Source organism: Neorhizobium galegae (genome assembly GCF_021391675.1).
GTDB lineage: Bacteria > Pseudomonadota > Alphaproteobacteria > Rhizobiales > Rhizobiaceae > Neorhizobium > Neorhizobium galegae_B.
Window position 1 is genome coordinate 1,222,287 of the sequence record NZ_CP090096.1, and the last position, 26,195, is coordinate 1,248,481.

Genomic DNA, 26,195 nt, shown 5'->3' on the forward strand with positions numbered 1-26,195 from the left:
GATCTTCTCTCTCACAGTTTCGGCACGACGAGATCGGCGACCGGTCCATCGATATGGAGGCGGGCGCCGGTCATGGCCTGCAGTTCTTCGACTGTCATATCGGCCAGCTTTTCGCGCAGGACGAAATGCTTCCCGACGATGTCGATGACGGCATGGCTCGTATAGACCCGAGTGATACAGGCAACGCCGGTCAGCGGAAAGGTACAAGCTTCAACTAATTTCGGCTCGCCGTTCTTGGTGACGTGTTCGGTGATGACGCAGACCTGCTTGGCGCCGTGCACGAGGTCCATGGCGCCGCCGACGGCCGGCACGCCCTTTGAGCCGACCCGCCAGTTGGCCAGGTCACCGTTCTGGGCCACCTGCAGCGCGCCGAGAATGGCGACGTCGAGATGGCCGCCGCGCACCATGGCAAAGCTGTCGGCATGGTGGAAGAAGGCAGCGCCTGGCTTCAGAGTCACGGCCTTCTTGCCGGCGTTGATCAGGTCCCAGTCTTCCTCGCCTTCAGCAGGCGCTTCGCCGAAGTTGAGGATGCCGTTTTCGGTGTGGAAGATTGCCTCACGCCCGGGCGGCTGGTAACGGGCGACCATTTCCGGAAAGCCGATGCCGAGGTTCACATAGGCGCCGTCCTTTATGTCCTGGGCGGCACGCCAGGCGATCTGGGCGTTGGAAAGCTTGATGTCTTCTCGGGTGTTGACGGTCATACCTGGGCTCCTGGGGCGTAAGCCACTCCGGCGCGAATAAGGACTTCTTCCTGCTGGGGATCGGGAACTTCGACGACGCGGTCGATGAAGATGCCGGGCGTCACGACATGCTCGGGATCGATGCCGCCAGGCGGCACGATCTTCGACACCTGCACGATCGTCTTGGCGGCGGCCATGCACATCAGCGGGTTAAAGTTGCGGCCGGCCTTGTTGTAGGTGAGGTTGCCCAACGGATCGCCGAGCTGCGCCTTGACGATGGCGAAATCCGCCTTCAGCCAGCGTTCCTGGACATAATTGCGGCCATCGAACTCCGCGATCACCTTGCCGTTGGCAAGTTCGGTGCCGTAGGCCGTCGGCGTGTAGAAGGCCGGGATGCCGGCGCCACCGGCGCGGATGCGCTCGGCAAGCGTGCCCTGCGGCACGAGTTCGAGCTCGATCTGTCCCGCCAGATAGCGATCGGTGAAGGCGCGCGGATCCGACGATTTCGGAAACGAGCAGATCATCTTGCGGACCATGCCCGCGTCGATCATCGCGGCAATGCCGATGCGGCCGTTGCCGGCATTGTTGTTGATGACGGTTAAATCCTTGATCCCCTTGTCGATCAGAGCGTGAATCAGCTCGATCGGCGCGCCTGATCCGCCAAAACCGCCGATCATGATGGTCGCGCCATCACCGATCTCGGAGACGGCTTCCGCCGTGCTCCCGATTGTCTTGTCCATACGGGATATCTCCTTCGCTATACCCGGCGAACGTGCCCGCCGCGCCTCCGCGAAAACAGATAGATCAGCATGGGAAAGACAGCAAGAAATATGTGCGCTAATTGACTTTTGTTCATATATCGCACATATTGTGCGAACTGGCGATGCGGAGCCTGCACATCCTCGCGGCTTCACATTGCGTCGACAAAGGGCGAGACACAGGGAAAACCATGCAGGAAACGGATTTCGTCAGCGGCTTCGCGCGGGGCCTGAAGGTGATCGAGGCTTTTGGCGAAACGACGCCGCGGCTGGCGATCGCGGACGTGGCAAAGGCGACCGGGCTTGACCGGGCGACGGCCCGCCGTTGCCTGCTGACCTTGGCTGAACTTGGCTATGCCGATTACGACGGAAAATTCTTCGTGTTGACGCCGAAGATTTTGCGGCTTGGCCATGCCTATCTCTCCGCCACCCCCCTGCCCCACATCGTCCAGCCTTTTCTCGACAAGCTCGCCGAGGAGGTTCACCAGAGCGCATCCGCGAGCGTGCTCGACGGCACCGAGGTCGTTTATATCGCCCGCGCCTCGCAGAAGCGGGTGATGTCGATCAACCTGATGCCCGGAAGCCGCCTGCCCGCCTATTGCGCTTCGATGGGCCGTGTCCTGCTGGCAGCCATGCCCGACAACGAAAGCTTGGCGCTCCTGAAACAGAGCAACCTGAAATCCTTCACGCCCCGCACGCTGACCGACCCCATCCGACTGATGGAGGAATTTTCGCGCGTCCGCGAACAGGGTTTCGCGGTCATCGACCAGGAACTCGAACTCGGCCTCTGCTCGATCGCGGTGCCGCTGGAAAACGATCGCGGCCGGGTGGTCGCCGCGATCAATATCGGCGCGCCAGCAGCAAGCGTCCCTGCCGTCGAAATGGCGGATCGGTATCTGGAGCCGCTGAAGGGGGTTGCAAAGCTCCTGAAATCCCTGTTGCGCTGAACCCATCAGCGCCGTGAATCGATGAGGCCGGATCGATTCAATCATGTCGTTGGACGGCAGAATCCGGACTTGCGATTCTGCAGGCATGACCAACGAACCGCTTCTCCTCACCCGCCGCGACCCCGCCCGAAACATGGCCCGCTTTTACGTGCTTACCGTCGAGCCCGATCTTTTCGAGGGGGCGGCGCTCACCCGCAACTGGGGCCGTATCGGCACCAAGGGCCGTTTCCGCATCGATCTGTTCGGCTCGCGGCAGGAGGCGGAACGCCGACTGGTGGCGCTTGTCCGCAGCAAGGTGAAGCGGGGTTATCAGCAGAAAGCGGAGACCGACTGACAGCTCTCCATTTCGGGCAACCGCGTTTGTAGCATTGCCGATCTACGCCCGATCGATACCGCGTCAGAGGGGCAAGCCCACATAGTTTTCCGCAAGCACCGTCGAAGCTGCCCGCGAATGAGTCAGATAGTCCAGCTCGGCTTCCTGGATCCTCTGGTCGAATTCTCCCGTGTCGGGAAAACGATGCATCATCGTCGTCATCCACCAGGAGAATCGCACCGCCTTCCATACGCGCGCAAGCGCTCTCTCGGAATAGGCGTCGAGGCCGGCGTCGGAGCCGTCCCGATAGTGCTCCCGCAGCCCGGTAAAAAGGTAATGCACGTCGCTTGCAGCCAGGTTCAACCCCTTGGCTCCCGTCGGCGGAACGATATGAGCTGCATCGCCGACGAGGAACATGCTGCCGAACCGCATCGGCTCGGCAACGAACGAGCGCAACGGTGCGATCGATTTCTCAAAGGACGGCGCGGTGATCAGCGCTTCCGCGTGATGTACGGGCAGGCGGCAGCGAAGTTCGTCCCAGAACCGGTCGTCGCTCCAGTCCTCGATCTTCTCGTCGAGGGCGCATTGGATATAGTAGCGGCTGCGGGTCGCCGATCGCATCGAACAAAGCGCGAAACCCCGAGGGTGGTTTGCATAGATCAGCTCATGATTGACAGGCGCAACGTCCGCCAGGATACCGAGCCAGCCGAACGGGTAGATCTTTTCGAAAACACGGATTGCGCTTTTCGGCACGGCGTTGCGGCTCGGGCCGTGAAAACCATCGCAGCCGGCGATAAAATCGCAGTCGATGCGATGCGTCGTGCCATCCTTTTCATAGGTGACGTAGGGCGAGCAGCCATCGAAATCATGCGGCCGGACATTGCCCGCCTCATAGATTGTCACAGCACCACTCTTTTCGCGGCTTTCCATCAGATCGCGCGTCACTTCCGTCTGGCCATAGACCATGACCCGCTTGCCGCCGGTCAGGCCATGCAGGTCGATGCGGTGATCACGGCCATCGAAGGCGAGTGAGAAACCCTCGTGCGGCAGGCCTTCGGCGTGCAGCCGCGCGCCGGCCCCGGCCTGGTCGATCAGCCCGACCGTGCCTTCCTCCAACACGCCGGCACGGACCCGGCCGAGGATGTAATCCTTGCCGACACGATCAAGGATGATGTTGTCGATACCGGCTCCCGTCAGAAGCTGGCCAAGCAAGAGACCCGACGGTCCCGAGCCGATAATGGCGACCTGCGTTCTCATGCATCTCCTCCCGAATGTTTTTTCGTTTTGGCAAATTGTGCTCGGCTTCCCCATTGGCGACAATGGACATTTGAGCCAAAAAATTGGACAAACCGAACATCGAGGCCGGAGATATCCGATGAACAGGCACATACCGATCTACCAGTTGTACGGAGAGGATCCGGGCAAACGGAATGATTTCTGGCTGCATTGTGAAACCATCAGGTCGAGAAGCAGCCGCCACCAGTGGGAAATCCGCCTTCATCGGCATGAGGCATTCTTTCAGATACTGTACATCGAAGCGGGCTCAGGCGACGCGACCTTCGGCGGCGAAACGCATCCCATCCGGCCACCGTCGATAGTCACCGTCCCTCCCGGCCTCAGTCATGGCTTCCGGTTCTCTCGCGATATCGAGGGTCTGGTCATCACCATCCTGAGTTCCCATCTCGGCCACCAGCCGGGGGAGCGCAGCCGTTTCGGCGAATGGCTTGCGACACCGAACCTTACCCCGCTCGACCCGCTGAATGCCGATGCAGCCTACGTGGTGCAAACGCTGAAACGAATTGGCGAGGAATTTGATCACCGCAACAACGGACGCAACGAACTGCTGGCTTCCTATGTAACGCTCGCTTTGAGGCTGATCGCGCGCATCTCTCATGCCGATAATCTCAACCAGCTATCCGCGAACGAAGGCGAACGGCGGATGGACATGCTGAACGGCCTGATTCAGCAGCATTTCCGCTCGCACAAGCCGATATCCTTTTATGCGGGCGAACTTGGCATCTCGCTGACACATCTCAACCGCATTGTCCGGTCGATGGCGGGCTGCACGGCGCACGACCTGCTCACCGCCAAGCTGATCGAAGAGTCCAAGCGCGATCTCGTCTTCTCGCTCGCCACCGTGCAGGAGGTCGGCCATCGCCTCGGCTTTGCCGATCCCGGCTATTTCTCGCGTTTTTTCGTGAAGCAGACGGGGGAAACGCCGCGCGCCTGGCGCCTGCGAGAAATCCAAGCGCTGGACAAGGCGTCGTTCTGAAGACAACGAGTTGCGGCGCGGAGGTTCATCGCCGCCGCCGTGATGTCCCGGTGCTTTGGCTACCATTAGCAGGCGCTGGAGTGTCAGCGCAAGAAAATCAGGTGTCTCATCAAGGTCGCCCGTTCTCGTGTCGATGGTCGACATGTTGGGATGATATTTCACTATCCGGCGCATTCTTAAATTAAATAGTCTATTTCTTTTATAGAAAATATCTCACCCTTCCGTGCATCGACTTTCGTGTCCTGCAACCGATGAGGGGAAGATCAACGATGACATTGGTAAAAACTGTGAGAATGGCGCTGCTCAGCCTGCTTGCCTTCGGCACCATGAACGGGGTGGTCGTGGCCCAGACGAACGCGCCCCTTCTTCCGAAGGTGCCGCCCGGGACGGTCCTGACGATCGGGGATCCGGTGACGCAAAAGGCGCTGGAAGTCTCAGGCTTGATCAAGGAGCTGTCGTTCGAAGTCAAATGGGCAAATATCAGTGGCGGCCCGCAAACCTCGGAAGCATTCCGCGCAAAGGCACTCGACGTCGGGTCAGTTGCAGAAATTCCCTCGATCTTCGCCAACTGGAACAACCTGCCCGTTCGCAACATCGCCTATCGCGAACGCCGCGACCCGATTGCCAATCCCATCTACCGTTTCGGAGTGGCGCCAGGCGCCGGCATCAAGACGCTGGCCGATTTCCGCGGCAAGCGCATCGCCTTCAGCCCCGGCCAGGCCCAGGGAGCACTCGTTCTCCGCGCACTCCATGCCGCAGGCCTCAAGAAAAGCGACGTCACGCTGGTAGAACTGCCGAGCACCGGCGACGTCTATCCGAAGGCGCTGGCCAGCAAACAGGTCGATGTGGCGCCGCTCGGGGGCGTCTACATCCGGCGCTACATCGCCCAGTACGGCTCAGATGGCGCGATGCTCGTCGAACACGGACTGCGCGATGATCCAGCTCACCTCTATGCACCGCAATGGGTGCTGGACGATCCGGCAAAGGCCGCGGCTCTCGCCGAATATGTCGGGCTCTGGGCACGTGCCACCGAGTGGGTGAACAAGAACCCGGAGATCTGGATCAAGGAATATTATGTCGGCCAGCAGGGTCTGAGCCAGGAAGACGGCGAGTTTCTCGTCAAGCTGACCGGGGAGCAGGTTGTTTCCGGAGATTGGAGCGAGGTGAAAAAGCGCCACCAGGAGACGATCAACCTGTTGGCGGCGGAGCTCGGCTACAAGCCCTTCGACGTGGAAAAGATCTTCGACAACCGGTTCGAAAAGACCGCCTCCGCCGCCTTGGCGAAGAGCCAGTAATCCCCCTGCATCATCCAAGAGGAGATCTGAAGCATGGCAACCATTTGGGATGCGGATGAGGCGAAATCATCCCGGGCTTCCAGCCGTGAAAATGCATATACCGTTCCAGCCGTGGCGAGGCCCCGCACGTCCCGGAGCCGCCGTAGACTAGGACCGGGACCGGCGATACCCTTCGGACTGCAGATCGGGCCGGCATTGCTGGTGCTGCTCTGGGTGGCCGGCTCGGCACTCGGGTGGATCGATCCGCGGATCCTGTCCGCCCCATGGACGGTCATCGAGGCCTTCGGAAGGCTCATCGAACAGGGGCGGCTGCAGGACAATTTCGTGACGTCGGCCACACGCGCCCTGCTGGGCCTCAGCATCGGCCTCGTCATCGGCACGATCCTTGCCGTCACCGCCGGTCTTTCCCGGATCGGCGAAGCGCTGATCGACGGTCCCGTCCAGATCAAGCGTGCCATCCCGACGCTGGCTCTGATCCCCCTGCTGATCCTGTGGTTCGGCATCGGCGAGGGCATGAAGGTCACGACGATCGCCCTTGCCGTGATCATACCCATCTACATCCACACCCATAACGCCCTGCGCAGCATCGACAGCCGCTATGTCGAACTGGCCGAGACCCTGCGCATGAGCCAGAAGGACTTCATCTTCCAGGTGGTGCTGCCCGGCGCATTGCCCGGCTTTCTCCTGGGCCTGCGGTTTGCCGTCACCCTCTGCTGGGTTTCGCTTGTCGTGGTCGAGCAGATCAACGCCACCAGCGGGCTCGGCTACATGATCGAACTCGCCCGCAACTATGGGCAAACCGATGTCATCCTCGTCGGCCTGGTCGTCTACGTGATGCTCGGCCTCGTCTCGGACGGTCTCGTCCGCCTGCTCGAACGGAGGGTCCTCTCATGGCGCCGCACTCTAGCCAACTGAAATCCGCATCCAGAACCGTGCATGTCAGGAACCTCATGCGCCGGTTCGCCACCAAGACGATCCTGGATCGCGTGGATCTCGACATCGCCGAAGGGGAATTCGTTGCCCTGCTCGGCAGGAGCGGCTCCGGCAAAAGCACCTTCCTCAAGGCACTCGCCGGCCTCGATCACGACGTTGAGGGAACCGGGACGCTTGAAACTCCGGACAATCTCTCGGTGGTTTTCCAGGATGCCCGTCTTCTGCCCTGGCGCACAGTCATCCAGAACGTCACGCTCGGTCTGCCGGGGGCTGCCGGGCAGGAAGCAGGCAGAAAGGCATTGGCCGAGGTAGGCCTCGAGGGGCGCGAGGCGGCCTGGCCCAACCAGCTCTCGGGCGGCGAGCAGCAGAGGGTCGCCCTTGCACGCTCGCTGGTCCGCCAGCCGTCCCTGCTTCTGGCCGACGAGCCGTTCGGCGCCCTCGACGCACTGACGCGACTGAAGATGCACGACCTGCTGCGGGAATTGTGCGCAAGGCACCGGCCGGCCGTGTTGCTCGTCACCCACGACGTCGACGAGGCAATCTCGCTCGCCGACCGGATACTGGTTCTCGACGAGGGCCATCTGATCGAGGACCTGCGGATCGATCTGCCGACGCCGTGCGATCACGGCGATCCGCGCTTCGCAAAGATTCGCACCCAGCTTTTGAGCCGCCTCGGGGTTGAAACTCCCGGACGGCGAGCCGCCTGAAATCCAACGGAAGTTGTCATCATGACCAGCAAGGGTCAGCTCAATCTCAACGCCTCGAACGGGGACACGTCAATGAGTAAACAGAAGAGACAAATGCGGCTTGGGGCCTTCATCATGGCGACGGGCCATCATGTGGCAGCCTGGCGCCATCCGGCCTCGCAGGCCGACGCGGGACTGAATATCGATCACTACCGCGAACTGGCGCAGACGGCGGAACGGGGCAAGTTCGATCTGGTCTTCGTGGCCGACAGTCCGGCCGGCTGGGAGCGCGCCAAGGACCCGGAGGCGCTTCGGCGTTCCTCGCAGGGTGCCCATTTCGAACCGGTGACCCTGTGGGCCGCGCTGTCGCAGGCCACGAGCCATATCGGCTTCGTCGCCACCGCATCCACCACCTATGAGGATCCTTATCTTCTGGCCCGCAAATTCGCCTCGCTCGACTATATCTCCAAGGGCCGGGCGGCTTGGAACGTGGTGACGACGGGCGCGGACGTTTCCAAGAACTTCTCCATCCCGGGCCATCCCGCCCACGCCGACCGCTACGCGCGCGCCGAGGAATTCGTCGACCTGGTGAAAGGGCTGTGGGATAGTTACGAGGATGATGCCTTTATCCACGACAAGGAAAGCGGCGTCTATCTCGACCCGGACAAGGTGCATCTCGTCGACCACAAGGGTCAGTTCTTCTCGGTCACCGGTCCGCTCAATGTCGGCCGTCCCGTGCAGGGCTACCCGGTCATCGTCCAGGCCGGCGCATCGGAGCCGGGCCGAGAGCTGGCCGCCCGAACCGCCGAGATGATCTTCACAGCAAACCAGACGCTCGAGGACGCCCAGGAATTCTATTCCGACGTCAAGGGACGGCTTGCCCGCTATGGGCGCAGCCAGGACGATCTCTTGATCAGTCCCGGCATATTTCCCGTTCTCGGCGGCACCGAAAGGCAAGCACAGGAGAACTACGACTATATCCAGTCGCTCGTTCACCCCTCGATCGCCTGGAATATCCTCGCCCGCCACTACAAGGGCGTCGACCTTTCCGGTTATTCGCTGGACGATCCCGCTCCGCCCCTGCCGCAGGATACGGAGCTCAACAAGAGCCGGCTCAAGCTGGTCACCGATCTGGTATCGCGAAACAATCTGACGCTGCGCCAGTTCTATCTGGCCGTCGCGACCGCCCGCGGCCATCGCACGGTGATCGGCACGCCGGAACAGATTGCCGACGCGATGCAGCAATGGTTCGAGAATGGCGCTGCCGACGCCTTCAATATCATGCCGCCGATCCTGCCCGCCGGATTGACGGACTTCGTCGATCAGGTCGTGCCGATCCTGCGCAAGCGCGGCCTTTTCCGGCATGAATATGAAGGAACGACCCTGCGGGAGAACCTCGGTCTCAAGCGCCCGCAGAACGGCTTCGTGCTTCAGTCACAGCTTGAGCCGGAGGCTCGGGCAGCCGTATAAATGCCCCGACCATGTTAAATCTCCTGGCCTTGAAGATGGCGGCATTGCCAATACTTCTCGGCCAGGACCTTTCGTTGGTCTCTTCCCCGGCAGATTTCGCTCAGGCGCTCAATGCCCGCTTACGGTCGTTGACGAAGCCGATCACTTCCGATTGAGGCATTGCCTTGCCGAAGATATAGCCCTGCCCGATATCGCAGCCCTGGCCAAGGAAGTAGGCAAGCTGGGCGTTCTCCTCGATCCCTTCGACCGTGGTCTTGAGGTTGAGACTGCGGCCTAAGCCAAGCACCGCGTCAATGATTTTGGCGTTCTTGTCGTTATGGGTGAAGCTCGACACAAAGCTCTTGTCGATCTTGATCTTGTCGAACTTGAAGCGCGCCAACTGCGCCAGGCTTGAATATCCGGTTCCGAAATCATCGAGCGCCACCTGGATGCCGGCGGCATGGAATTGCTCGATCGTCGCGGCGGCAAGGTGGGGTCGTCGATCAGAGCGTTCTCGGTGATCTCGATTTCCAGCCTGGACGACTGTAGGCCCGTCTGCTGCAGGATGTGGAGAACACGGCTCGCGAGCAGCCTGTCTTCCATCTGGACAGGCGAGACGTTGAAGGAGAGCGACAATGTTCCCGGCCAAAGCCGCGCGTCGCTGCAGGCTTTCGACAGAAGCTTCTCGAAGAGCGTGGTAATGAGGCCGGTCTCTTCGGCCACGCCAATGAAGTGTTGTGGTGAAACAAACACGCCGTCCTTGTTCCACCTGGCAAGCGCTTCGAAACCGCAGAGTTCACCCGTCCTGAGATTGATCAGCGGCTGGTAGAACGGATCGATCTTGCCCTCGTCGATGGCGCGGCGAAGGTCGCCTTCGAGTTTGGCACGCTCAGAGACCTTCTCCTGCATTTCAGGCTGGAACAGGGAATATTGATTGTGACCCCGGCTCTTCGCCTCGTATAGCGCGACGTCCGACCGATGGCAGACTTCCTCAAGCGAGTTGCCGTGGTCCGGCAGGCGCGCATAACCGACGCTGGCACCGACCTCGGTTAGCAGGGTACCGATGCGGACCGGCCGGGAAATCGAATGAATGAGCAGCTGCGCGAAGAGCTCCTCTTTCTCCGGCGAGAGGTTGCGAGCCACGGCGACGAACTCGTCGCCGCCGAAACGGAAGACACATTCGTATTCAGCCAATGCGCAGATGCGCCGCGACACTTCCTTCAACAGAACATCGCCGCCCTGGTGGCCGAGAAGGTCATTGACCTTCTTGAAACCGTCGAGATCTATCGAAAACACCGTTGCGGTCTGCGGTCCGATATCCTCGCCTGTTTCCTGCAGCTTTTCATCGGGGTGCGAAAGGACGAACCTGTCGAAGGCATAGCGGTTGGGAAGTTTCGTCAGATGATCGTGCGTGGCGATATGGTCAGCCTCATCGAAGGCCTTCCGGCGATTCATCATTTCATTGCGCATATCGAGAATGCGCAGCACCGAATAGGCAAAGCTCGCAAGACCGGCAACGATCAGTACGATGATGATGAGGTGGGCTTTTCCCGCACTGACCGACTGAACCAGCCTCAGCAGCAGATCGTCATAGGCTATACAACCGACGAGCAACAGCATCGCGGCGGCGGCAACCTCCACCAGCTGCCTGCCGGCCTTGCTTTCCAGAAAGTCCTTCATCTACCCCTCCACCCCGGCGATCCTAGGATAAATGATTAAAGGATTTGTTATTCAGAGTTGTAGAAGCGCGCCTTACAGCTGCACCGACGGCCGCAAACGGCGTGAGTTTTGGATTCGAACTGCGACGGACATCTGCTGATCGGCAACGCAGGCGCTCCGTTCGGCTGAAGCCGAAGGAACGACCGGCTCTGGCGGCATCAATTGACGTCGTGCCGGGCTATTGCGCCTCTAAGCGCCTCTGACAGCTCGGCCAGCCGGTAGGGTTTGCGCAGAATCTTGATGCCTTGCGCCTCTGCCGCTTGCTTGGTCACCTCGGAATATCCGCTCGTCAACAGGATCGGCAGGTCCATGCGGCGCGCTCGAATTTCCTTTGCCAGTTCCACGCCGTTCATTCCTCCGGGCATCATGACGTCCGAGAACACCAAGTCGACCCGCCGCCCGTTCGCAAGAGCGCCCAGAGCGCCGGCCGCTGTTGCAGCCCGCACCACCTGAAAACCAAGATCCTCCAGCATCTCGCTGACAAGAGCCGCGACTTCGTCGTCGTCTTCAACCAGCAGAACGCTGCCCGCCGACGCCGGACGGCGGCGCGCGACGTGCAGATCCACCAGGTGGTGCTGATCCGGTCCGGGCTGCTTCGAGGAACGGGGCAACATCAGGGTTATCTTCGTCCCTCGGCCGATTTCGCTTTCGATCTCTATCCTGCCGCCGGATTGCTGGACGAAACCATGCACCTGCGCGAGGCCAAGGCCAGACCCCTTGCCGATATCCTTCGTGGTAAAGAACGGCTCGAACACGCGCGCCTGCACCTCGCGGGTCATTCCGGAGCCGTTGTCGCTGACGGAAAGGCGGACGAAGTCTTTCGTGGAGCCGCCTTGATCCAGGAGCGGAACATTTTCCGCGCGGATTTCGATCGTGCCTCCTCTCGGCATCGCGTCACGGGCGTTGACCGCAAGGTTGAGAACAACAAGTTCCAGCTCGCTTGCGTCAACCTCGACCGGCCACAGGTCGGGCGAGAACTCGAGCGTGACATGGACATCGCCCCTCAGGCTGCGGTCGAGCAGCTCGCGCATCCCTCCGATCTGGCGGGCCAGATCGATCGTCTGCGGCTGCAGTTCCTGACGTCGGGAAAAAGCCAGAAGCTGCCGTGTCAGGCCCGCTCCGCGTTCGGCGGCCTGACGCATCCCGTCCATCAACCGTTTGCGCCTGGCTGGGTCCGTCTGGCGGTCGAGCATTTCCAGCCCGCCGGAAATGACCATCAGTAGATTGTTGAAATCGTGAGCGACGCCCCCGGTTAACTGACCGATGGCTTCAATCTTTTGAGCCTGCCGAAGCTTCTCCTCCACATGCGCACGCACCGTCATCTGGTCGCGCAGGGCCTCGTTGGCGGCTTTGAGCTCCTGGGTACGCAAAATGACCTGCTTCTCGAGCTCCTGCGCGGCCTGCTCGCGCTCCGCCAGCAGTCCACGCAACTCCAACTGCCGGGCTCTCGCACGAAGCGCCGATTGTATCGTGCTGACAAGGGTCTGGGCCTGGACCGGCCGTTCCAGGAGAGCCACGTTGCGCAAAGAGTTGATCAGTCTTTGCCGCCACGCCTCGATGCCGGTCTGCTCCTGACGGCTGGTCAGCAGGATGAAGGGAAGATCCGACCACGGCGGCTGGTCCGCCACCCATTTGAACAGGAGGCTCGCGTCTTTTCCAAACAGGGCTTCTTCAGCAATAAACGCGGCTGCAGCACCGGCCTGCAGCGCTGCCACAAGGCTGCGAAGATCGCCGCAGGTCTTTGCCGCGATGCCGCTCCGGCTGAGCAAGCCGACCGAGGCGGCCGCATCTCTGCCGACCGGCGCAAAGACAATAACAGGTTCCAGTTGGTCTTCACCTTGCGCCATTATTTCCGTCTGCTGAGCTCGTTACAGGAGCGGCTGAAAAGTACGGCGAGCCGGCCAGCACGCCGGTGAACTCCAAGGTTGGCGGCCCGAGCTTTATGCCGTTGTCGGCCAGGTTGAACTCGCGCACGCTGTGCTCGTGCCTGCCGCTTCGCTTTTTCACCACGGATATCGCTCTGCGCACGGTCCCCTGCACCTCGAAATATCGCAGCATGACGACGGAATCGCTGAGATAGCTCAAGTCGAGCGGAGCCTCGAGCGGCCCTACGAGCCCATGCTGGGCAAGGACAAGAATGGTCAATACGCCACGCTGGCCAAGGTAGGTCAGCAGTTCGTGCATCTGCAGAACCAGAAAACGTTCGTCCGGCATCGCATTCATGTAGCCGTTCAAACTGTCGATGACGACGACGCGCGCCCCGTCGACCTCCACGCTTTTCTGGACGTTGGCGGTGAACTCCCCCGGGGAAAGTTCTGCGGGATCGATCTGCTGCAACCGGATCAACCCGCTGTCCAGGTGGGTTTGAAGATCGAAGCCCAGATTCCTGGCCCGGGCCTGCAGCGTTCCACGTCCCTCGTCGAAGGCATAAATGACGGCATGTTCACCGCGGTTCGCCGCCGCCACGGCATAGGTCAGGGCAAGTGACGACTTTCCCACCCCGGCGGCACCCAGAAACAGGACGTTGGTACCTCGCTCGAGCCCGCCGCCCAGCATGTCGTCGATTTCCTTGTTCCCGCTGGAGGTGAACTCGTCGTCGAAAGCCTGATGATGCTCCGCGGCGATGAGGCGCGGGAAAATGTGCAGACCGCCCTTCTCGATCGTAAAATCATGGTAGCCGCCGCGGAACTTGATGCCACGCATCTTGACGACCCGCATGCGGCGGCGCTCGGCGCCGAAGTCGATCGCAAGCTGCTCCAGCAACACAACCCCGTGGGAAATCGAATGAAGTTGCAGGTCGTTCTGTTGAGACGACAGATCATCAAGAAGAATGACCGTGCACTGCCGGCTGGTGAAGAAGTGCTTCAGCGCCAGGACCTGGCGCCGGTAACGCAGGGGACTGTGCGCGAGGAGGCGCAATTCCGAAAGGCTGTCGATGACCACGCGCTTCGGGTTGAGTTCGGAGACGCGATCGAGAATGAGTTTCGTCGTTTCGTTGAGCTCCATTTCCGCCGGATGAAAGACCGTCAGCTCGCGGTCGGGATCGAGCGTGGTTTCCGGAGGGACGAGTTCGAATACCTCCAAACCCTTGAGCGACCAGCCGTGACGGGAGGCGACGAGCTGCAGTTCGCGTTCCGTCTCGGAAAGGGTGATGTAAAGCACTTGCTCTCCCTGGCGGACACCTTCGAGCAGAAATTGCAGGGCGATCGTGGTTTTCCCCGTCCCGGGCCGGCCCTCGTAAAGATAAAGCCGGTTTTCATCGAGGCCGCCGTCGAGGATGGTATCGAGACCGGGCACGCCGCTCGATATACGCGGAGGGTCGATAAACTCCGCCTCTTCGAACCGTTCTGTCATGTTCAACCTTTGCAGTGGAAACCCTTGAACAAGATCATATAGATTGCGGCGGACAAGCCTCAAGAGGGCCACCGACGGTATGCCGGACGGCTTTCGAAAGGCTCGCCCGCCCCACAAAGCATCAGGCGGAATGTTGTTCCCAGTACCAGGCCACATACATCATTTTTTTGTCCTGCCTGCGGCTTTTCAAGAAGGCGCGGATGGAACGCACATCTTCCTTTTCGCAGGCGACCCAGACGAAGGTATCATCCTCGGTGGAAACGACCGCTTTCTTGGCTTCTTCCGCCAGAATGCCTTTCGCTCCGGCCGGATAGCTCCGCCGATGCAGCCAGCGGACATCCAACGAACCCGCTGACGGAAGCGGCTGTTCCTCCGCATCGTCCAGCACTTCGATGATTGCTTGCATCCGGGTGCCCGGCGCCACTTCGGCCGCGATCCGGGCGATGGCGGGAAGAGCGCTTTCGTCGCCGACCAGAAGAATGGACTGTGCTGCCGGAAGACTGCCGCCTCCGGGCCCGAGCAGCGCTACTTTTTCTCCGGGCTGCACGTCGCGGGCGAAGTCGGCTCCAAGTGTCGCAACGTGGGTTGCTGGATGTTGCAGGAAGTCGATCGACAATTCCCGGCGTTCGATATCGACGGCGCGGATCGTGTATATGCGAACCAGAATCTCGTCTTCTCCCTCGGGCCAGGCGACGCGGCCGTCTTGGCGGATTCCCGGCCATACCGGCGGCCTGCCCTTCGGGGGGACCAGAAGGCGAACGTGCATGTCGCCGCCGACGAACGGCGCGACATCGGCGCAGGCAAACTTCACACGCCGCATGTGAGGGGTCACATCCTCCGCCGAGACGACCGTCACCTCGTGGATGTTCGGCAGCACCGCGAGGGACGAATGCTCCGACCACGTCAATTCAAACGGATCCTCCCCTGCAAAATAGAACAGGTGCTCCGCAATCATTGTCCGATTCAGTTGCAACGCCGCTTCCGACTCGCATGCCAGTTCGATCAGGAGCTTGCTGTCTGCCAGCCGAATGCTTGTCGTGCTGCTCTTGCTCTTCAGCAGCGCGTGGTCCCTGGTCCGCTGCACGTCGGCATGCTCGATGAAATGCTCGCAGATTTCGTCGAGCATGCGTTCGGCATCCTTGGGCAGCGCGACGCCGGACAATTTGAGCGACTGAACTGCATTCATGACCGATTCTCCTTTAGATCTTGCCCCTCCGCCATTCGATGGCGGCCGATCGGCAACATAATCGGCCGGCCCGATGTCGGGTCGGTAATGACGCGGCTCTCGAGCCCGAAGACTTGCCGCACGTTCTCTTCCGTCAGCACGTCCTCGGGCCTGCCCGCGACATGCACGCGTCCCTCGGCTATCGCGACGAGGTAGTCCGCATAGCGCGCCGCGAGATTGAGGTCGTGCAGGACCATGACGACGGTGGTTCCCCGTGCGTGGTTGAGATCCGTCAGCAGATCGAGAACTTCGACCTGGTGATTGATGTCGAGAAACGTCGTCGGTTCGTCCAGCAGCAGAACGTCGGTCTGTTGCGCCAGAGCCATGGCGATCCAGACGCGCTGGCGCTGCCCGCCCGAAAGCTCGTCCACCGGCCGTTCGGCAAGCTCGACGGTCTTGGTTGCCGTGAGCGCACTCTCGACGGCTTCATCGTCCTTGCGCGTCCAGCGTGAAAACAAGCTTTGATGCGGATGCCGCCCGCGGCTGACCAGGTCTGCTACGGTGATTCCCTCCGGCGCGATCGGCGACTGGGGAAGCAACCCCAGTGTCCGGGCCAGCTCCCGGGATGGGATGCGATGGATCGATTTGCCGTCCAGCAACACATGCCCCTGACTGGGCGAGATGAGCCGGGACATGGTGCGCAAGAGCGTGGACTTGCCGCAGGCATTGGCGCCGACGACAGCGGTAATCTTGCCGGGCGGCACGGCAAGATCAAGCCCGTGCAGGATTTCGGCATGGTTATATCCGGCCGAAAGCCCGCTGGCGGCAAGAGAGTGAGCGGAGCGAACGGTCATAGCGAGCCTCCCATCCGGTTGGCGCGCACGATCTGGTAGATCAGGTAGGGCGCGCCGAGTGCGCCGGTCACCACGCCCACCGGATAACGGCCTGGCAGAAGGAATTGACCGACATAGTCGCCGCCGAGGACAAGTATCGCTCCGATCAACGCCGCTGGTATCAGCAACGATCCGTTGCGTCCGACGACCCGGGAGGCGATCGGTCCTGACAGGAAGGCCACAAAGGCAATCGGCCCCGTCACCGCCGTTGCGGATGCAATCATGCCGACGGCCGCAACGATAACCAGCATGCGCGTCTTTGCCACCTTGACCCCCAGGGCCGCAGCCATGTCGTCGCCCAGGCGAAGCGCCTCCAGGTCGCGTGCCCGGACGAGCAGCAGCCCGCCGAACGTCACCAGCGCCAGAAGAAGCGGAAGCGCCTGGCCGAGCTGAGCGCCGTTGACGCTGCCGGTCAGCCAGCGCATGGCTTCCTGCAGGTTCCAGGCAGGAGCGCTGGAGAGGATATAGGCGACGACGCTTTCCAGTATGGCCGAGACGCCGATGCCGACGAGGATGAGCCGCGTTCCCGCCACTCCGCCGCGGAATGACAGGCCATAGACCAGCAGCGCCACGCCGAGGCCTGCGCCAACCGCGAGGACCGAGACGATCGGCCCGTTCAACGACAGGACAACGATGGCGAACACGGCCGCAGCACTTGCGCCCGACGTGATCCCGATAATATCCGGGCTGGCAAGGGGATTGCGCAGCATGAGCTGGAACGTGACGCCGCCGAGCCCAAAAGCCAGTCCGGCGAGAACTGAAAGGACCGAGCGCGGCAGCCGCAGCTTGCCGACCGTAAAGGTGGCGCCTGCGACATCCTCCCCGAGCAGGACGCGGATGACGTCACCGGGCGGCGTGAAGGACTGGCCGAGCGATAAGGTCACAGCAAAGAGGGCGACCACGATAGCCAGCAGAATGGCGGTCACGAAAACGTGCCGGCGCGCCCGGCGGCGGCGATTTTCAACGATGAGATCAATGGTTGGGGAAAGCACTGTCACAGTTCCCGAACCCGCTGCCGCCTGACAATCCAGATGAAGAACGGCGCCCCGATAAGGGCCGTGATGATTCCGACCTCGATCTCGGCTGGCCTGGTGACGATACGCCCGACGACATCCGCCGCCAGCAGCAGGCAAGCGCCACCAAGCGCGGAAAACGGCAGTAACCACCGGTGATCGATCCCGACCAGCAGACGGCAGACATGCGGCACGACCAGTCCAAGAAAGCCGATAGGCCCGCAAACCGCCGTTGTTGCCCCGCACAGCAAGATGGCGCCGAATGAGGCGACGGCGCGGGCCACGGCGACGCGCTCCCCGAGTCCTGCCGCAACATCGTCGCCCAAAGCCAGCGAGTTCAGCTTTCGCGCCGACAGAAGGCTAACCACGAAACCAACGGCAAGAAACGGCAGCACCGGAACAATGCGCTCAAAGGTCGCTCCGCTCACGCCGCCGATCTGCCAGGAGCGGATGCCGCCCGCGATATCGGCGCGCGGCAGTACCACGGCGATCACCATGGAGGAGAAGGCGACCGACGTTGCGGCTCCGGCTAGCGCCAGCTTCAACGGCGTTGCCCCGCCACGCCCAAGCGATCCTATCGTATAAACGAAAACTGCCGAACACCCCGCTCCGAGGAGCGCAGCCCAGATATAGGCCTGCGCGGAGGACATATCGAACAAGGCGACGCCGGTCACGACGGCCAGCGACGCACCCATATTGACGCCGAGAATGCCCGGATCGGCGAGGGGATTGCGGGTCACGCCCTGCATGATCGCCCCCGCAAGCCCGAGCGCGGCTCCGGCAAGTACGGCAAGTGCCGTCCTCGGGATACGCACGCTCACCGCTGCCTGGCCGATGCTGTCGATCTGCCCCGCGAACGCCGCCACGACATCGCTCCAGGCCACTTCGCGGGTGCCGACCGTTACCGAGAGCGCAGAGAGGGCGGAAAGGGCCACGACCAATCCGGCCAGCCAGAGGCCGCGGGTCCGGTTCGAACGTCGAGAAACGAGCGACCGAGAGAACGACCCTATGCTGCCGGCCGTCATTTGGACCTTCTGGCCGCTTCCGCAAGCAGATCCACATAGTCCTTCAAGACCCATGAGATCGAAAGCGGTGTCGGATTTGCCGCCGTGCCGATCGGGTTGCGGCCCAGCATGACGAGAGCGCCCTTGTCCACGGCCGGCATTCTGGACATCAGGGGGTTCGCCGCCAGCGCATCGAGCAGTTTCTGGTTTCCATAGGTGACGACGATATCCACGTCGTCGAAGACATCGATACGCTCGGCGCTGACAGAGCCTGCGAATTTCCCGGACTTCGAGGCCTCGACCACGCTTCTGGGGGATCTCAGACCAAGATCCGCGAAGAACCTCACCCGGGTATCGTTCGTCGTATAGAAGTTGACGGTGCTCAGGTCAGTCGCATCGAGATGGGTAATGAACATCGCAGATTTACCCTGGAGTTCAGGGTGCCCGCCAACCACCTTGGCGATGTCGGCTTCGATCCTGGCGATCAACGCGTCGCCTTGCGGGCCCATGCCCATCCCGGCGCTGTTCAAGCGGATCATGTCACGCCAGTCGGTCGACCACGGCGCTTCGGGATAGGCGACGACCGGGGCAATCTGGCTCAGCGTATCGTAATCCGATTGGCTCAAGCCGGAATAGGACGCCAGGATCACATCGGGCCTGGTCGCGGCGACCGCCTCGAAATCGATGCCGTCCCCTTCATCAAAAAGCACCGGCTTGGCGGCATGGAGCGCTGCCAGCCTTTCGGCTACCCAGGGCAGCACCCCATCGCCGTCATCGTCGCCGAAATTGGCCCTGGCGAAGCCGACGGGTACGACACCGAGCGCCAACGGCACTTCATGGTTTGCCCAGGCGACGGCCGCTACCCGCACAGGCTTTCTGGGAATGATCGTCGTGCCGAACGCATGCTTGATGGCGACGGGATAGGTCGTTCCCTCGGCCGCCCGGGCGCCTGCCCCGGCGTTGCCGAACGCAACAATCCAAATGCATATCGCCGTCATTTTCACGGCCGAAAGCAATAACCGCAGCATGGTCAAACTCCGCAGACTTTAAGTGGACTTCCACTTTCAGGTTAACGGGGCCCCGTCAACCACCCTCCAGGCCTGCACTGACAAGAGCACTGAGATTTCCGTTGGATCCTACAAAGCGCGGAGAATTTACAATACTGGACAAACATGCTCAAGTTAATAGCCGTGCCGGGGCATATCAGACCAAGCCATTGCGGCCGCCACGACCGGGAGGGATCCCTCGCGGGGCGGGTTGCGCGGATGTCGTTCGGGATGGTTCCCCCAGACCTGGCATCAGTCTCGGCGATCTCTCGCCGAACCAACTTCTGGAACGTGAATATGGACAACGAAAGAACAAGCGCTCGCTCGAGACCGGCCCTTTTCCGCTATCGGAATGCGGTCCTTCTGGGTTGCACCGCGCTTGTCGCCTTCACGCCGACCATCGTGCTTGGCCAGGAAAATGCGAACGCCGATACGACACTCGCACCGATCGTCATCCAGGGCAGCGGCGCCGGCCTCGATACCGACAACGATTCGAAGTCGATCGTCGCGACGAAGACGACCGGGGGCGGCAAGATGGTGACCGATATTCTGGATACGCCCGCCTCCGTCTCCGTCATCACATCCAAGGAAATCCAGGATCGTGGTGCAAGCAGCGTCGAAGAGGTTCTGCAATACACGGCAGGTGTCACCGCCGACTTCTATGGCTCCGACGACCGTTTCGACTATTTCAAGATCCGCGGCTTCGACGCCTACATGTACCGTGATGGCCTACTCATCGGCCGGCCATTCGGGGGCCTTCGGGAAGAAGCCTACGCCTTTGAGCGCGTGGAAGTGCTCAAAGGCGCCAATTCCACCGGCTTTGGCGTCTCCGACCCTGGGGGTTCGGTGAATTTCGTCACCAAACGGCCGAAGAGCGAGCGTTTCGGCGAGGCCTACGTGACGGGTGGTTCCTTCGACCACGCCGAAACGGGCTTCGACTTCGGTGACAACATTACCGAGGACGACACGTTGTCCTATCGCCTGACCGGCAAATTCAAACGAGCCGAGGAAGAATACGACTATTCTCAGGACGACGAAAACTTCATTATGGGCGGACTGACCTGGCGCCCGAGTGGCGACACCAGCCTGTCCATCGTTTATGATCATCTGGACCGCCAGGGAGTACCCGGCGGCGGCGGGCACCCTGTGGGCTCGGACTTCGACCGAAGCCTGTTCCTGGGCGAACCGGACTACAACTATCGCGATGTGAACCGCAATACGCTCGGCGTCATGTTCGACCAAGACTTCGGCTCCGGCCTGACGTTCAACTCCAGCGCGCGCTACAGCAACACCAGGAGCAATTTCGGCTATGCTTACGTAGCGGCGGCACCGGCGGCCGGCACGACAATCGTGGACCGAGACTTCTTTGCAAATGACTCGTCGGCCAAAAACTTCGTTATCGACGCCCACCTGCAATATGACGCCAGTTTCGATAATGTGGACAGCCGCAGCCTGTTTGGCGTCGAATATAACAACTATCAGGGCACAACCAACAATTACTACGGCGATGCGCCGGACATCGATTATACAAATCCGGTCTATACCGGGCGACCTGCCTCGGTCCCACTCTATCAGAGCCTGGTCAACGACCAGAAGACCAAGGCGATCTATCTTCAGCAAGAACTAACCTTCTGGGAAAAACTGACCGCGACAGTGGGACTGCGAAACGACTGGCTCGATCTCGAACAGACGAACAACCTTGCTGTTGCTCCAGCCAATCCCCTCACCCGGGCCGACGTCAGCGAGTTTACGAAACGGGCGGCGCTCAGCTACAAGATAACTGACGAAATCGCCACCTATGTAAGCTATGCCGAGTCGGCGGTCCCGGCCACGATTGGCCTGGAGCCTGAGCGTGGCGAACAGTGGGAGGTTGGCGTAAAATATCGGCCATCCGAGATTCCGGCGTTGTTCAGCATCGCGGTATACGATCTGACAAAGGAAAACATCACACTCAACATCGGCGCTCCGCCCGTGGCAACACCGGTTGGCAAGGTCAAGTCGCGCGGGGTGGACTTTGAAGCCAAGGCCGAGGCGACGAACAACCTCAGCCTGACCGCCGCCTATTCCTATATCGATACCGAGATCGTCGAAAACGCAGGCGCCAACGAAGGCAACCGTCTTGCCATGGTGCCGGAACACACGGCTTCCGCCTGGGTCAACTACACGCTTGAGGGGAATGGGCCACGCGGCGACATGACGTTTGGGCTCGGCGCGCGCTACATGAGTTCGTATTTCGTCAACAACGCCAATACTGTGAAGTCGGACCCGAACGTCGTTTTCGATGCGGCATTCACCTATAAGATCCAGGAGAACACGACGTTCCAGCTCAACGTCAGCAATCTGTTCGACGAAAAGCACGTGGCCAATGGTGGTTTCGGCGCCGATTGGTACAATCCCGGCCGCGCAGTCTATGCGACGCTGCGACAGACGTGGTAATTCACCCGTCGTGCCCGGCAACATACCGGGCATGACAATTTCCTGGCCTAGTGGGTTTGTCGCATCCGGCGCCAGGCGGCAGGCGTATCGCCGGCAATCTGCCTGAACGCCTTGGTCAAATGGGCCTGGTCGGTGAAGCCCAACTGGGCCGCTATCTCGGCGACGGCCAGATCGCTTTCAACGAGCAGCCTTTTCGCCAGGTCGATGCGCCTGGCGAGTTGCCACTGCAGCGGCGTTTTACCGGTGGTCTGTTTGAACACATTGGCAAACCAGCTCTCCGAAAGGCCGACGGTTGCAGCCATTTCGGCAACCGTCAGGCGGCAGTCGCTCAAACCGTCGATGCGTGACACCAGCTTGTTCATCTGCGCCTGGGTCAGCCTGCCATTGGCTTTTTCGGTTTCATGGTCGGGTATGTCGAGAAGACCGGCGACGATGCTGCCCACGAGGCTTTCGCCATAGACCGCGTGCCTTGACGGGCTGGATATCTCGTCGACCAGCAAACCCGCCAGCGTATCGATGGCACCGACATCCTGAAGCTCCACCGGCCGGCGCACGGCGGCCAGGGCGGCGGAGGCCCCAACCGAGGGCGACAGGAACCGGAGCAACCGATCCCTATGCATATGCAGGTTGAGGTGGGAAAAGCGGTGCTTGGTTTCGCTGCTGGTCCACATGGGAACGCCGGCCGGGACATAGACGGCGCGGGTCATCGGACGGTAGTGCTGCGAGCCGTCTCGGTTCGACACGCGAATTCGAGACGATACGTCATTGAAGAAAATCATGATGCGCGGGTCGTCCGCCAAATAATAGCCGGTGGCGCCAGACTGGCTTTCCGCTTCCCAGAAAACACTGACCAACCCGTCGAAACGACGCCACTTGACCGGAGCGACAACCCTTATCCCCTCCGTATGCCAAGCCATGGAATGCCAATAACTCAACGCCGGAATCCTTCACCATCTGCCATTAGAAACACCATACCCGCTACCAAGGCGTCGCGACCAGCTTGCTCAGGCGGCGCCTCATAATATGATAATTACGGTCAGGTATATAAAGTCTCCGGGCGGATAGTAAAGGTCCGCACCGCAAAGCCCGCGGGCCCGCCACGGCGGCACCTTCCTTATTGACAAAGGATGTCATCCGACCTCCACCTCACCCGGTCATAGGGGATATATCTTCGCGACCTTGGTCGGCCGGCATCGCCGCGGTCTGATCCAGCGCCTTTATCCTCATCACGACTATCTCATGGATGCCCTTCCCGGTATTCAGGCCATGCGGGAGAAATTTCGATGAACGTTCGACATCCACTTTTCGATCTGCGCGGGCGCCATGCCGTCCTCACCGGTTCGAGCCGGGGTCTCGGCCTTGCCATGGCACGCGGACTTGCGTCCGCCGGAGCCCGGGTCACGCTGAACGGGCGCGACGAGGCGACGCTTTCCGCAGCAGTGAACCAATTGAAGGCGGAGGGGTACGAGGTCTGCGGGCTGGTGTGCGACATCACCAAGGCCGACGAGACGGAGGCCGCGTTCGCCGGCCTCGACGGGGTCGATATCCTCGTCAACAATGCCGGCATTCAGATCCGCGCACCGTTCCTCGAGCAGAGCGCCGAAACCTGGCGGCGGATGTTCGACACCCACGTGATGGGCGCGGTGCTTCCCTCGCAAGCGGTGCTCCCTGGGATGATCGAACGCGGTGGCGGCAAGATCATCAACATCTGCTCGCTGATGAGCGAGGTCGGCCGCAAGACCGTCGTGCCCTACACGACAATGAAGGGCGCGCTGAAGATGCTGACCCGCGGCATGGCGACGGAGCTGGCCCACCACAACATTCAGGTCAACGGCATCGGCCCTGGCTATTTCGCAACCGAGATGAACCGCGCGCTGATGGACGATCCGGTATTCGACGCCTTCGTGAAGGACCGCACGCCCGCCGCTCGCTGGGGCAAGCCGGAGGAACTTTCCGGCGCAGCGATCTTTCTGGCCTCTCCGGCATCGGATTTCGTCAGCGGCCAGGTGCTCTACGTGGATGGCGGCATCCTGGCGGCTCTTTGAGCCGCCTCGCTTCCGCAATGCCGATCGGCGTTAACGCCGCCAGGTGTTAGTTCTTTGCGGGCTGGTAGCCGAGCCCGGCGGAGGCGGTGAGCCCTGCCGTGCGCAGGAGGTCGACATATTCGGATTTCCGGCTTTCATCGAAGCGGAACATCGGAAAGGAAATCGACAGCGCGGCAATCGGTTTTCCGAGGTAGTTGAAGATCGGCGCCGCCATGCATCGCACGCCCGCCTCGCTCTCTTCCACCTCTTCGGCAAAACCACGACTGCGGGCCATCTGCAATTGGGCAAACAATTCCTGCGGATCGGTGATGGTGCGCGGCGCGAGCCTCGTCAGCTCCATCTTGTTGATCCGCTCCCGGATCTCCTCGTCGTCGCGCCATGCAAGAAGCGCCTTGCCAAGCGAGGTGCTGTGCAGCGGATTACGCAGCCCGAGCGTCGATTTCATCGAGAGACTGTAGGCGGAATCGTATTTGTGAATGTAGACGACCTTCTGGTCGCGATCATCGAGAATACCGAGATTGACGGACTCGCCGGTTACCCGGGAGAGCTTTCCCATCGCCTGGTCCGCCACACGCAGCAGATCCGTCTGCTCGGTCAGCGATCGCGCGCCGAGGCTGAAAAGTTTCAGCGTCAGTCCGTATTTTTCCGTCTCCGCATCCTGCTCCACATAGCCGAGTTCAACCATGGTCTGCAGCAGGCGATGCGCCGTGGTCTTCGACGTCATGGCTCGTTGAGCGAGATCGGCGAGGCTCACCTTCTTTCCCTCGACCAGCGCCTCCATGACGGCGAAGACCTTGAGAACGGCGGCGACATTTTCGGTTTTTGGGTTCAGCTCTGACATAGCATGTTCTATTTTTTTCGAAATCCTATTCTGGAATTTGCAAAAACCTGTGTCAAGATAAAGGATGGAGGTGGGGAAGCCCCGCCTAAGCAGAAGAATGCACAGAAAAACACGGTTGAAAAGCCGCAAGGAGTATGATTTCCTAAAATCCGGAATAACGTTCCGAATATTTTTGGGAGGACTGCCGGCATGCATCCGCTGCTGCGGCAAAAGCAACACCTGATCCAGCGCAGCGACGTCTGCGGTCTCATCGATCGGCTGATCGACAACCTTGTCCATATCGAGGATCGCACCGGTGAATTCCTGCTGCGCCTCGATGACGGTCGGGTGATCGATACCAAGGGCTGGGCGGGCTGGGAATGGACCCATGGCGTCGCGCTTTTCGGCCTTCTCAAATATTGGCAGCTGACCGGCAATCAGAAGGTGATGGAGATCATCGTCGATTGGTTTGAAGCCCGGCTTGCTGAAGGTACCCCCACAAAGAACATCAACACGGTCGCACCGTTTCTGACGCTTGCCCATCTCTATGAACTCACGGGGGATCCTCGGTGGCGGCCCTACCTGGAAACTTGGGCCGAATGGGTCATGCACGAGATGCCGCGTACCCGCGAAGGTGGGCTCCAGCATATCGTCTATAACAGCGTCAATGATCAGCAGATGTGGGACGACACGCTGATGATGAGCGTGCTGCCGCTTGCCAAAATCGGCCTCGTGCTCAAACGGCCGGAGTTCGTGGAAGAGGCGAAATACCAGTTCCTGGTCCACGCCCAATATCTCTGCGACACGCAGACCGGCCTCTGGTTCCACGGCTGGACGTTCGACGGCAATCATAATTTTGCCCGCGCGAGATGGGCACGCGGCAATAGCTGGATCACGATCGCCATTCCGGAATTCATCGAGCTCCTGGATCTTGCCGAAAACGACCCCCTCCGCCGCCATCTCGTGTCCCTGCTCGGCCGGCAGGCGGCGGCGCTGAAACTCCACCAACACCCATCGGGCCTGTGGCATACGTTGATCGATGATAGGTCGAGTTACCTCGAAGCCTCGGCGACCGCCGGCTTCGCCTATGGCCTGATGAAGGGCGTACGCAAGCGGTATCTGGGCATCGAGTATCTGGAAACCGCCGAGCAGGCCATGAAAGGCGTGATCGACAATATCAGCTCCGAGGGAGAGCTCCAGCAGGTCTCGTTCGGCACGGCGATGGGCAGCGATCTCGATTTCTACCGGCAGATCAAGCTGACATCCATGCCTTACGGGCAGGCGATGGCGATGCTCTGCCTGACCGAGCTTTTGCGCAGCTTCATCTAAGAAGCTGCGCCGAGGAAGAATGGGGCGTGTCCGGCAGG

22 protein-coding genes and 2 pseudogenes are annotated in these 26,195 nt (G+C 60.9%); 11 read left to right on the forward strand and 13 right to left on the reverse strand.

What is annotated here, in order from left to right:
• Positions 1-11 precede the first annotated feature (11 nt).
• The gene (locus LZK81_RS28515) at positions 12-701 is read right to left on the reverse strand and encodes a CoA transferase subunit B (protein WP_233957359.1); all 690 of its coding nucleotides are present in this window, start codon (positions 699-701) and stop codon (positions 12-14) included.
• On the reverse strand, positions 698-1,420 hold the full coding sequence (locus tag LZK81_RS28520) for a 3-oxoacid CoA-transferase subunit A (RefSeq protein WP_233957360.1): 723 nt from the start codon (positions 1,418-1,420) through the stop codon (positions 698-700). The genes LZK81_RS28515 and LZK81_RS28520 overlap by 4 nt, the downstream gene beginning before the upstream one ends.
• Positions 1,421-1,629: 209 nt before the next feature.
• Between LZK81_RS28520 and LZK81_RS28525 the strand changes: the two genes are divergently transcribed.
• Entirely contained in the window at positions 1,630-2,385 is a 756-nt protein-coding gene (locus LZK81_RS28525) for an IclR family transcriptional regulator (protein WP_233957361.1), read from the forward strand.
• Positions 2,386-2,470: 85 nt separating this feature from the next.
• On the forward strand, positions 2,471-2,719 hold the full coding sequence (locus tag LZK81_RS28530) for a WGR domain-containing protein (protein WP_233957362.1): 249 nt from the start codon (positions 2,471-2,473) through the stop codon (positions 2,717-2,719).
• A 63-nt stretch (positions 2,720-2,782) separates the two neighbouring features.
• On the opposite strand, the gene pobA is transcribed toward LZK81_RS28530, so the two are convergent.
• Positions 2,783-3,955 carry a 4-hydroxybenzoate 3-monooxygenase gene (gene pobA / locus LZK81_RS28535; protein ID WP_233957363.1) on the reverse strand — a complete coding sequence of 391 codons (1,173 nt, stop codon included), beginning with the start codon at positions 3,953-3,955 and terminating at the stop codon, positions 2,783-2,785.
• A 118-nt stretch (positions 3,956-4,073) separates the two neighbouring features.
• On the opposite strand from pobA, the gene LZK81_RS28540 reads away from it, so the two are divergent.
• The 5 genes from LZK81_RS28540 (at position 4,074) to LZK81_RS28560 (ending at position 9,354) form a co-directional block, all read left to right on the forward strand.
• Positions 4,074-4,970: a helix-turn-helix domain-containing protein gene (locus LZK81_RS28540; protein ID WP_233957851.1), complete on the forward strand. Its 897-nt coding sequence runs from the start codon at positions 4,074-4,076 to the stop codon at positions 4,968-4,970.
• Positions 4,971-5,239: 269 nt separating this feature from the next.
• Positions 5,240-6,265 (forward strand): ABC transporter substrate-binding protein, encoded by a 1,026-nt coding sequence (locus LZK81_RS28545; RefSeq protein ID WP_233957364.1) that lies wholly within the window; start codon positions 5,240-5,242, stop codon positions 6,263-6,265.
• Between the two features lie 33 nt (positions 6,266-6,298).
• Positions 6,299-7,180 carry an ABC transporter permease gene (locus LZK81_RS28550; protein WP_233957365.1) on the forward strand — a complete coding sequence of 294 codons (882 nt, stop codon included), beginning with the start codon at positions 6,299-6,301 and terminating at the stop codon, positions 7,178-7,180.
• Positions 7,156-7,905: an ABC transporter ATP-binding protein gene (locus LZK81_RS28555; RefSeq protein WP_233957366.1), complete on the forward strand. Its 750-nt coding sequence runs from the start codon at positions 7,156-7,158 to the stop codon at positions 7,903-7,905. The genes LZK81_RS28550 and LZK81_RS28555 overlap by 25 nt, the downstream gene beginning before the upstream one ends.
• Before the next feature lie 72 nt (positions 7,906-7,977).
• Complete coding sequence (locus LZK81_RS28560; protein ID WP_233957852.1) at positions 7,978-9,354, forward strand: LLM class flavin-dependent oxidoreductase; 1,377 nt, start codon at positions 7,978-7,980, stop codon at positions 9,352-9,354.
• Between the two features lie 100 nt (positions 9,355-9,454).
• On the opposite strand, the pseudogene LZK81_RS28565 reads toward LZK81_RS28560, so the two are convergent.
• The 8 genes and pseudogenes from LZK81_RS28565 to LZK81_RS28600 form a co-directional block, all read right to left on the reverse strand.
• Positions 9,455-11,013 (reverse strand): annotated as a pseudogene (locus LZK81_RS28565) (putative bifunctional diguanylate cyclase/phosphodiesterase).
• Between the two features lie 197 nt (positions 11,014-11,210).
• Positions 11,211-12,899 (reverse strand): ATP-binding protein, encoded by a 1,689-nt coding sequence (locus LZK81_RS28570; protein ID WP_233957367.1) that lies wholly within the window; start codon positions 12,897-12,899, stop codon positions 11,211-11,213.
• Complete coding sequence (locus LZK81_RS28575) at positions 12,886-14,406, reverse strand: ATPase domain-containing protein (protein WP_233957368.1); 1,521 nt, start codon at positions 14,404-14,406, stop codon at positions 12,886-12,888. Before LZK81_RS28575 ends, LZK81_RS28570 begins: the two co-directional genes overlap by 14 nt.
• Before the next feature lie 121 nt (positions 14,407-14,527).
• Positions 14,528-15,592, reverse strand: coding sequence for a DUF2218 domain-containing protein (locus LZK81_RS28580; protein WP_233957369.1), 1,065 nt, complete (start codon positions 15,590-15,592; stop codon positions 14,528-14,530).
• Complete coding sequence (locus LZK81_RS28585; RefSeq protein WP_233957370.1) at positions 15,589-16,425, reverse strand: ABC transporter ATP-binding protein; 837 nt, start codon at positions 16,423-16,425, stop codon at positions 15,589-15,591. The genes LZK81_RS28580 and LZK81_RS28585 overlap by 4 nt, the downstream gene beginning before the upstream one ends.
• The gene (locus LZK81_RS28590; RefSeq protein ID WP_233957371.1) at positions 16,422-17,462 is read right to left on the reverse strand and encodes a FecCD family ABC transporter permease; all 1,041 of its coding nucleotides are present in this window, start codon (positions 17,460-17,462) and stop codon (positions 16,422-16,424) included. The genes LZK81_RS28585 and LZK81_RS28590 overlap by 4 nt, the downstream gene beginning before the upstream one ends.
• Positions 17,459-18,502: a FecCD family ABC transporter permease gene (locus LZK81_RS28595; RefSeq protein WP_233957372.1), complete on the reverse strand. Its 1,044-nt coding sequence runs from the start codon at positions 18,500-18,502 to the stop codon at positions 17,459-17,461. The genes LZK81_RS28590 and LZK81_RS28595 overlap by 4 nt, the downstream gene beginning before the upstream one ends.
• Positions 18,499-19,479 carry an ABC transporter substrate-binding protein gene (locus LZK81_RS28600; RefSeq protein ID WP_233957853.1) on the reverse strand — a complete coding sequence of 327 codons (981 nt, stop codon included), beginning with the start codon at positions 19,477-19,479 and terminating at the stop codon, positions 18,499-18,501. The genes LZK81_RS28595 and LZK81_RS28600 overlap by 4 nt, the downstream gene beginning before the upstream one ends.
• A 345-nt stretch (positions 19,480-19,824) precedes the next feature.
• On the opposite strand from LZK81_RS28600, the gene LZK81_RS28605 reads away from it, so the two are divergent.
• A complete protein-coding gene (locus LZK81_RS28605; RefSeq protein ID WP_233957854.1) occupies positions 19,825-21,963 on the forward strand; it encodes a TonB-dependent siderophore receptor in 2,139 nt (712 codons plus the stop codon).
• Positions 21,964-22,010: 47 nt separating this feature from the next.
• Here LZK81_RS28605 and LZK81_RS28610 read toward each other — a convergent pair whose 3' ends face one another.
• Positions 22,011-22,898, reverse strand: a complete 888-nt coding sequence (locus LZK81_RS28610; protein WP_233957373.1) for a helix-turn-helix domain-containing protein — start codon at positions 22,896-22,898, stop codon at positions 22,011-22,013.
• 160 nt (positions 22,899-23,058) lie between these two features.
• Between LZK81_RS28610 and LZK81_RS29385 the strand changes: the two are divergent.
• Positions 23,059-23,250 (forward strand): annotated as a pseudogene (locus LZK81_RS29385) (inositol utilization protein); the annotation flags it as partial.
• Entirely contained in the window at positions 23,247-24,008 is a 762-nt protein-coding gene (locus LZK81_RS28615) for an SDR family oxidoreductase (protein WP_233957374.1), read from the forward strand. The pseudogene LZK81_RS29385 and the gene LZK81_RS28615, both read left to right, overlap by 4 nt.
• Positions 24,009-24,054: 46 nt before the next feature.
• Here the strand turns inward: LZK81_RS28615 and kdgR are convergent, their stop codons facing one another.
• Positions 24,055-24,849: a DNA-binding transcriptional regulator KdgR gene (gene kdgR, locus LZK81_RS28620; protein WP_046605944.1), complete on the reverse strand. Its 795-nt coding sequence runs from the start codon at positions 24,847-24,849 to the stop codon at positions 24,055-24,057.
• A 189-nt stretch (positions 24,850-25,038) separates the two neighbouring features.
• On the opposite strand from kdgR, the gene LZK81_RS28625 reads away from it, so the two are divergent.
• Positions 25,039-26,157: a glycoside hydrolase family 88/105 protein gene (locus tag LZK81_RS28625; protein ID WP_233957375.1), complete on the forward strand. Its 1,119-nt coding sequence runs from the start codon at positions 25,039-25,041 to the stop codon at positions 26,155-26,157.
• The last annotated feature ends 38 nt before the right edge of the window (positions 26,158-26,195 follow it).

Excerpts from the sequence above, each read along its gene's own strand:
- LZK81_RS28515 (WP_233957359.1), bottom strand. The coding sequence starts at position 701 with ATGACCGTCAACACCCGAGAAGACATCAAGCTTTCCAACGCCCAGATC.
- LZK81_RS28520 (WP_233957360.1), bottom strand. The coding sequence starts at position 1,420 with ATGGACAAGACAATCGGGAGCACGGCGGAAGCCGTCTCCGAGATCGGT.
- LZK81_RS28525 (WP_233957361.1), top strand. The coding sequence starts at position 1,630 with ATGCAGGAAACGGATTTCGTCAGCGGCTTCGCGCGGGGCCTGAAGGTG.
- LZK81_RS28530 (WP_233957362.1), top strand. The coding sequence starts at position 2,471 with ATGACCAACGAACCGCTTCTCCTCACCCGCCGCGACCCCGCCCGAAAC.
- pobA (WP_233957363.1), bottom strand. The coding sequence starts at position 3,955 with ATGAGAACGCAGGTCGCCATTATCGGCTCGGGACCGTCGGGTCTCTTG.
- LZK81_RS28540 (WP_233957851.1), top strand. The coding sequence starts at position 4,074 with ATGAACAGGCACATACCGATCTACCAGTTGTACGGAGAGGATCCGGGC.
- LZK81_RS28545 (WP_233957364.1), top strand. The coding sequence starts at position 5,240 with ATGACATTGGTAAAAACTGTGAGAATGGCGCTGCTCAGCCTGCTTGCC.
- LZK81_RS28550 (WP_233957365.1), top strand. The coding sequence starts at position 6,299 with ATGGCAACCATTTGGGATGCGGATGAGGCGAAATCATCCCGGGCTTCC.
- LZK81_RS28555 (WP_233957366.1), top strand. The coding sequence starts at position 7,156 with ATGGCGCCGCACTCTAGCCAACTGAAATCCGCATCCAGAACCGTGCAT.
- LZK81_RS28560 (WP_233957852.1), top strand. The coding sequence starts at position 7,978 with ATGAGTAAACAGAAGAGACAAATGCGGCTTGGGGCCTTCATCATGGCG.
- LZK81_RS28570 (WP_233957367.1), bottom strand. The coding sequence starts at position 12,899 with ATGGCGCAAGGTGAAGACCAACTGGAACCTGTTATTGTCTTTGCGCCG.
- LZK81_RS28575 (WP_233957368.1), bottom strand. The coding sequence starts at position 14,406 with ATGACAGAACGGTTCGAAGAGGCGGAGTTTATCGACCCTCCGCGTATA.
- LZK81_RS28580 (WP_233957369.1), bottom strand. The coding sequence starts at position 15,592 with ATGAATGCAGTTCAGTCGCTCAAATTGTCCGGCGTCGCGCTGCCCAAG.
- LZK81_RS28585 (WP_233957370.1), bottom strand. The coding sequence starts at position 16,425 with ATGACCGTTCGCTCCGCTCACTCTCTTGCCGCCAGCGGGCTTTCGGCC.
- LZK81_RS28595 (WP_233957372.1), bottom strand. The coding sequence starts at position 18,502 with ATGACGGCCGGCAGCATAGGGTCGTTCTCTCGGTCGCTCGTTTCTCGA.
- LZK81_RS28600 (WP_233957853.1), bottom strand. The coding sequence starts at position 19,479 with ATGACGGCGATATGCATTTGGATTGTTGCGTTCGGCAACGCCGGGGCA.
- LZK81_RS28605 (WP_233957854.1), top strand. The coding sequence starts at position 19,825 with ATGGACAACGAAAGAACAAGCGCTCGCTCGAGACCGGCCCTTTTCCGC.
- LZK81_RS28615 (WP_233957374.1), top strand. The coding sequence starts at position 23,247 with ATGAACGTTCGACATCCACTTTTCGATCTGCGCGGGCGCCATGCCGTC.
- kdgR (WP_046605944.1), bottom strand. The coding sequence starts at position 24,849 with ATGTCAGAGCTGAACCCAAAAACCGAAAATGTCGCCGCCGTTCTCAAG.
- LZK81_RS28625 (WP_233957375.1), top strand. The coding sequence starts at position 25,039 with ATGCATCCGCTGCTGCGGCAAAAGCAACACCTGATCCAGCGCAGCGAC.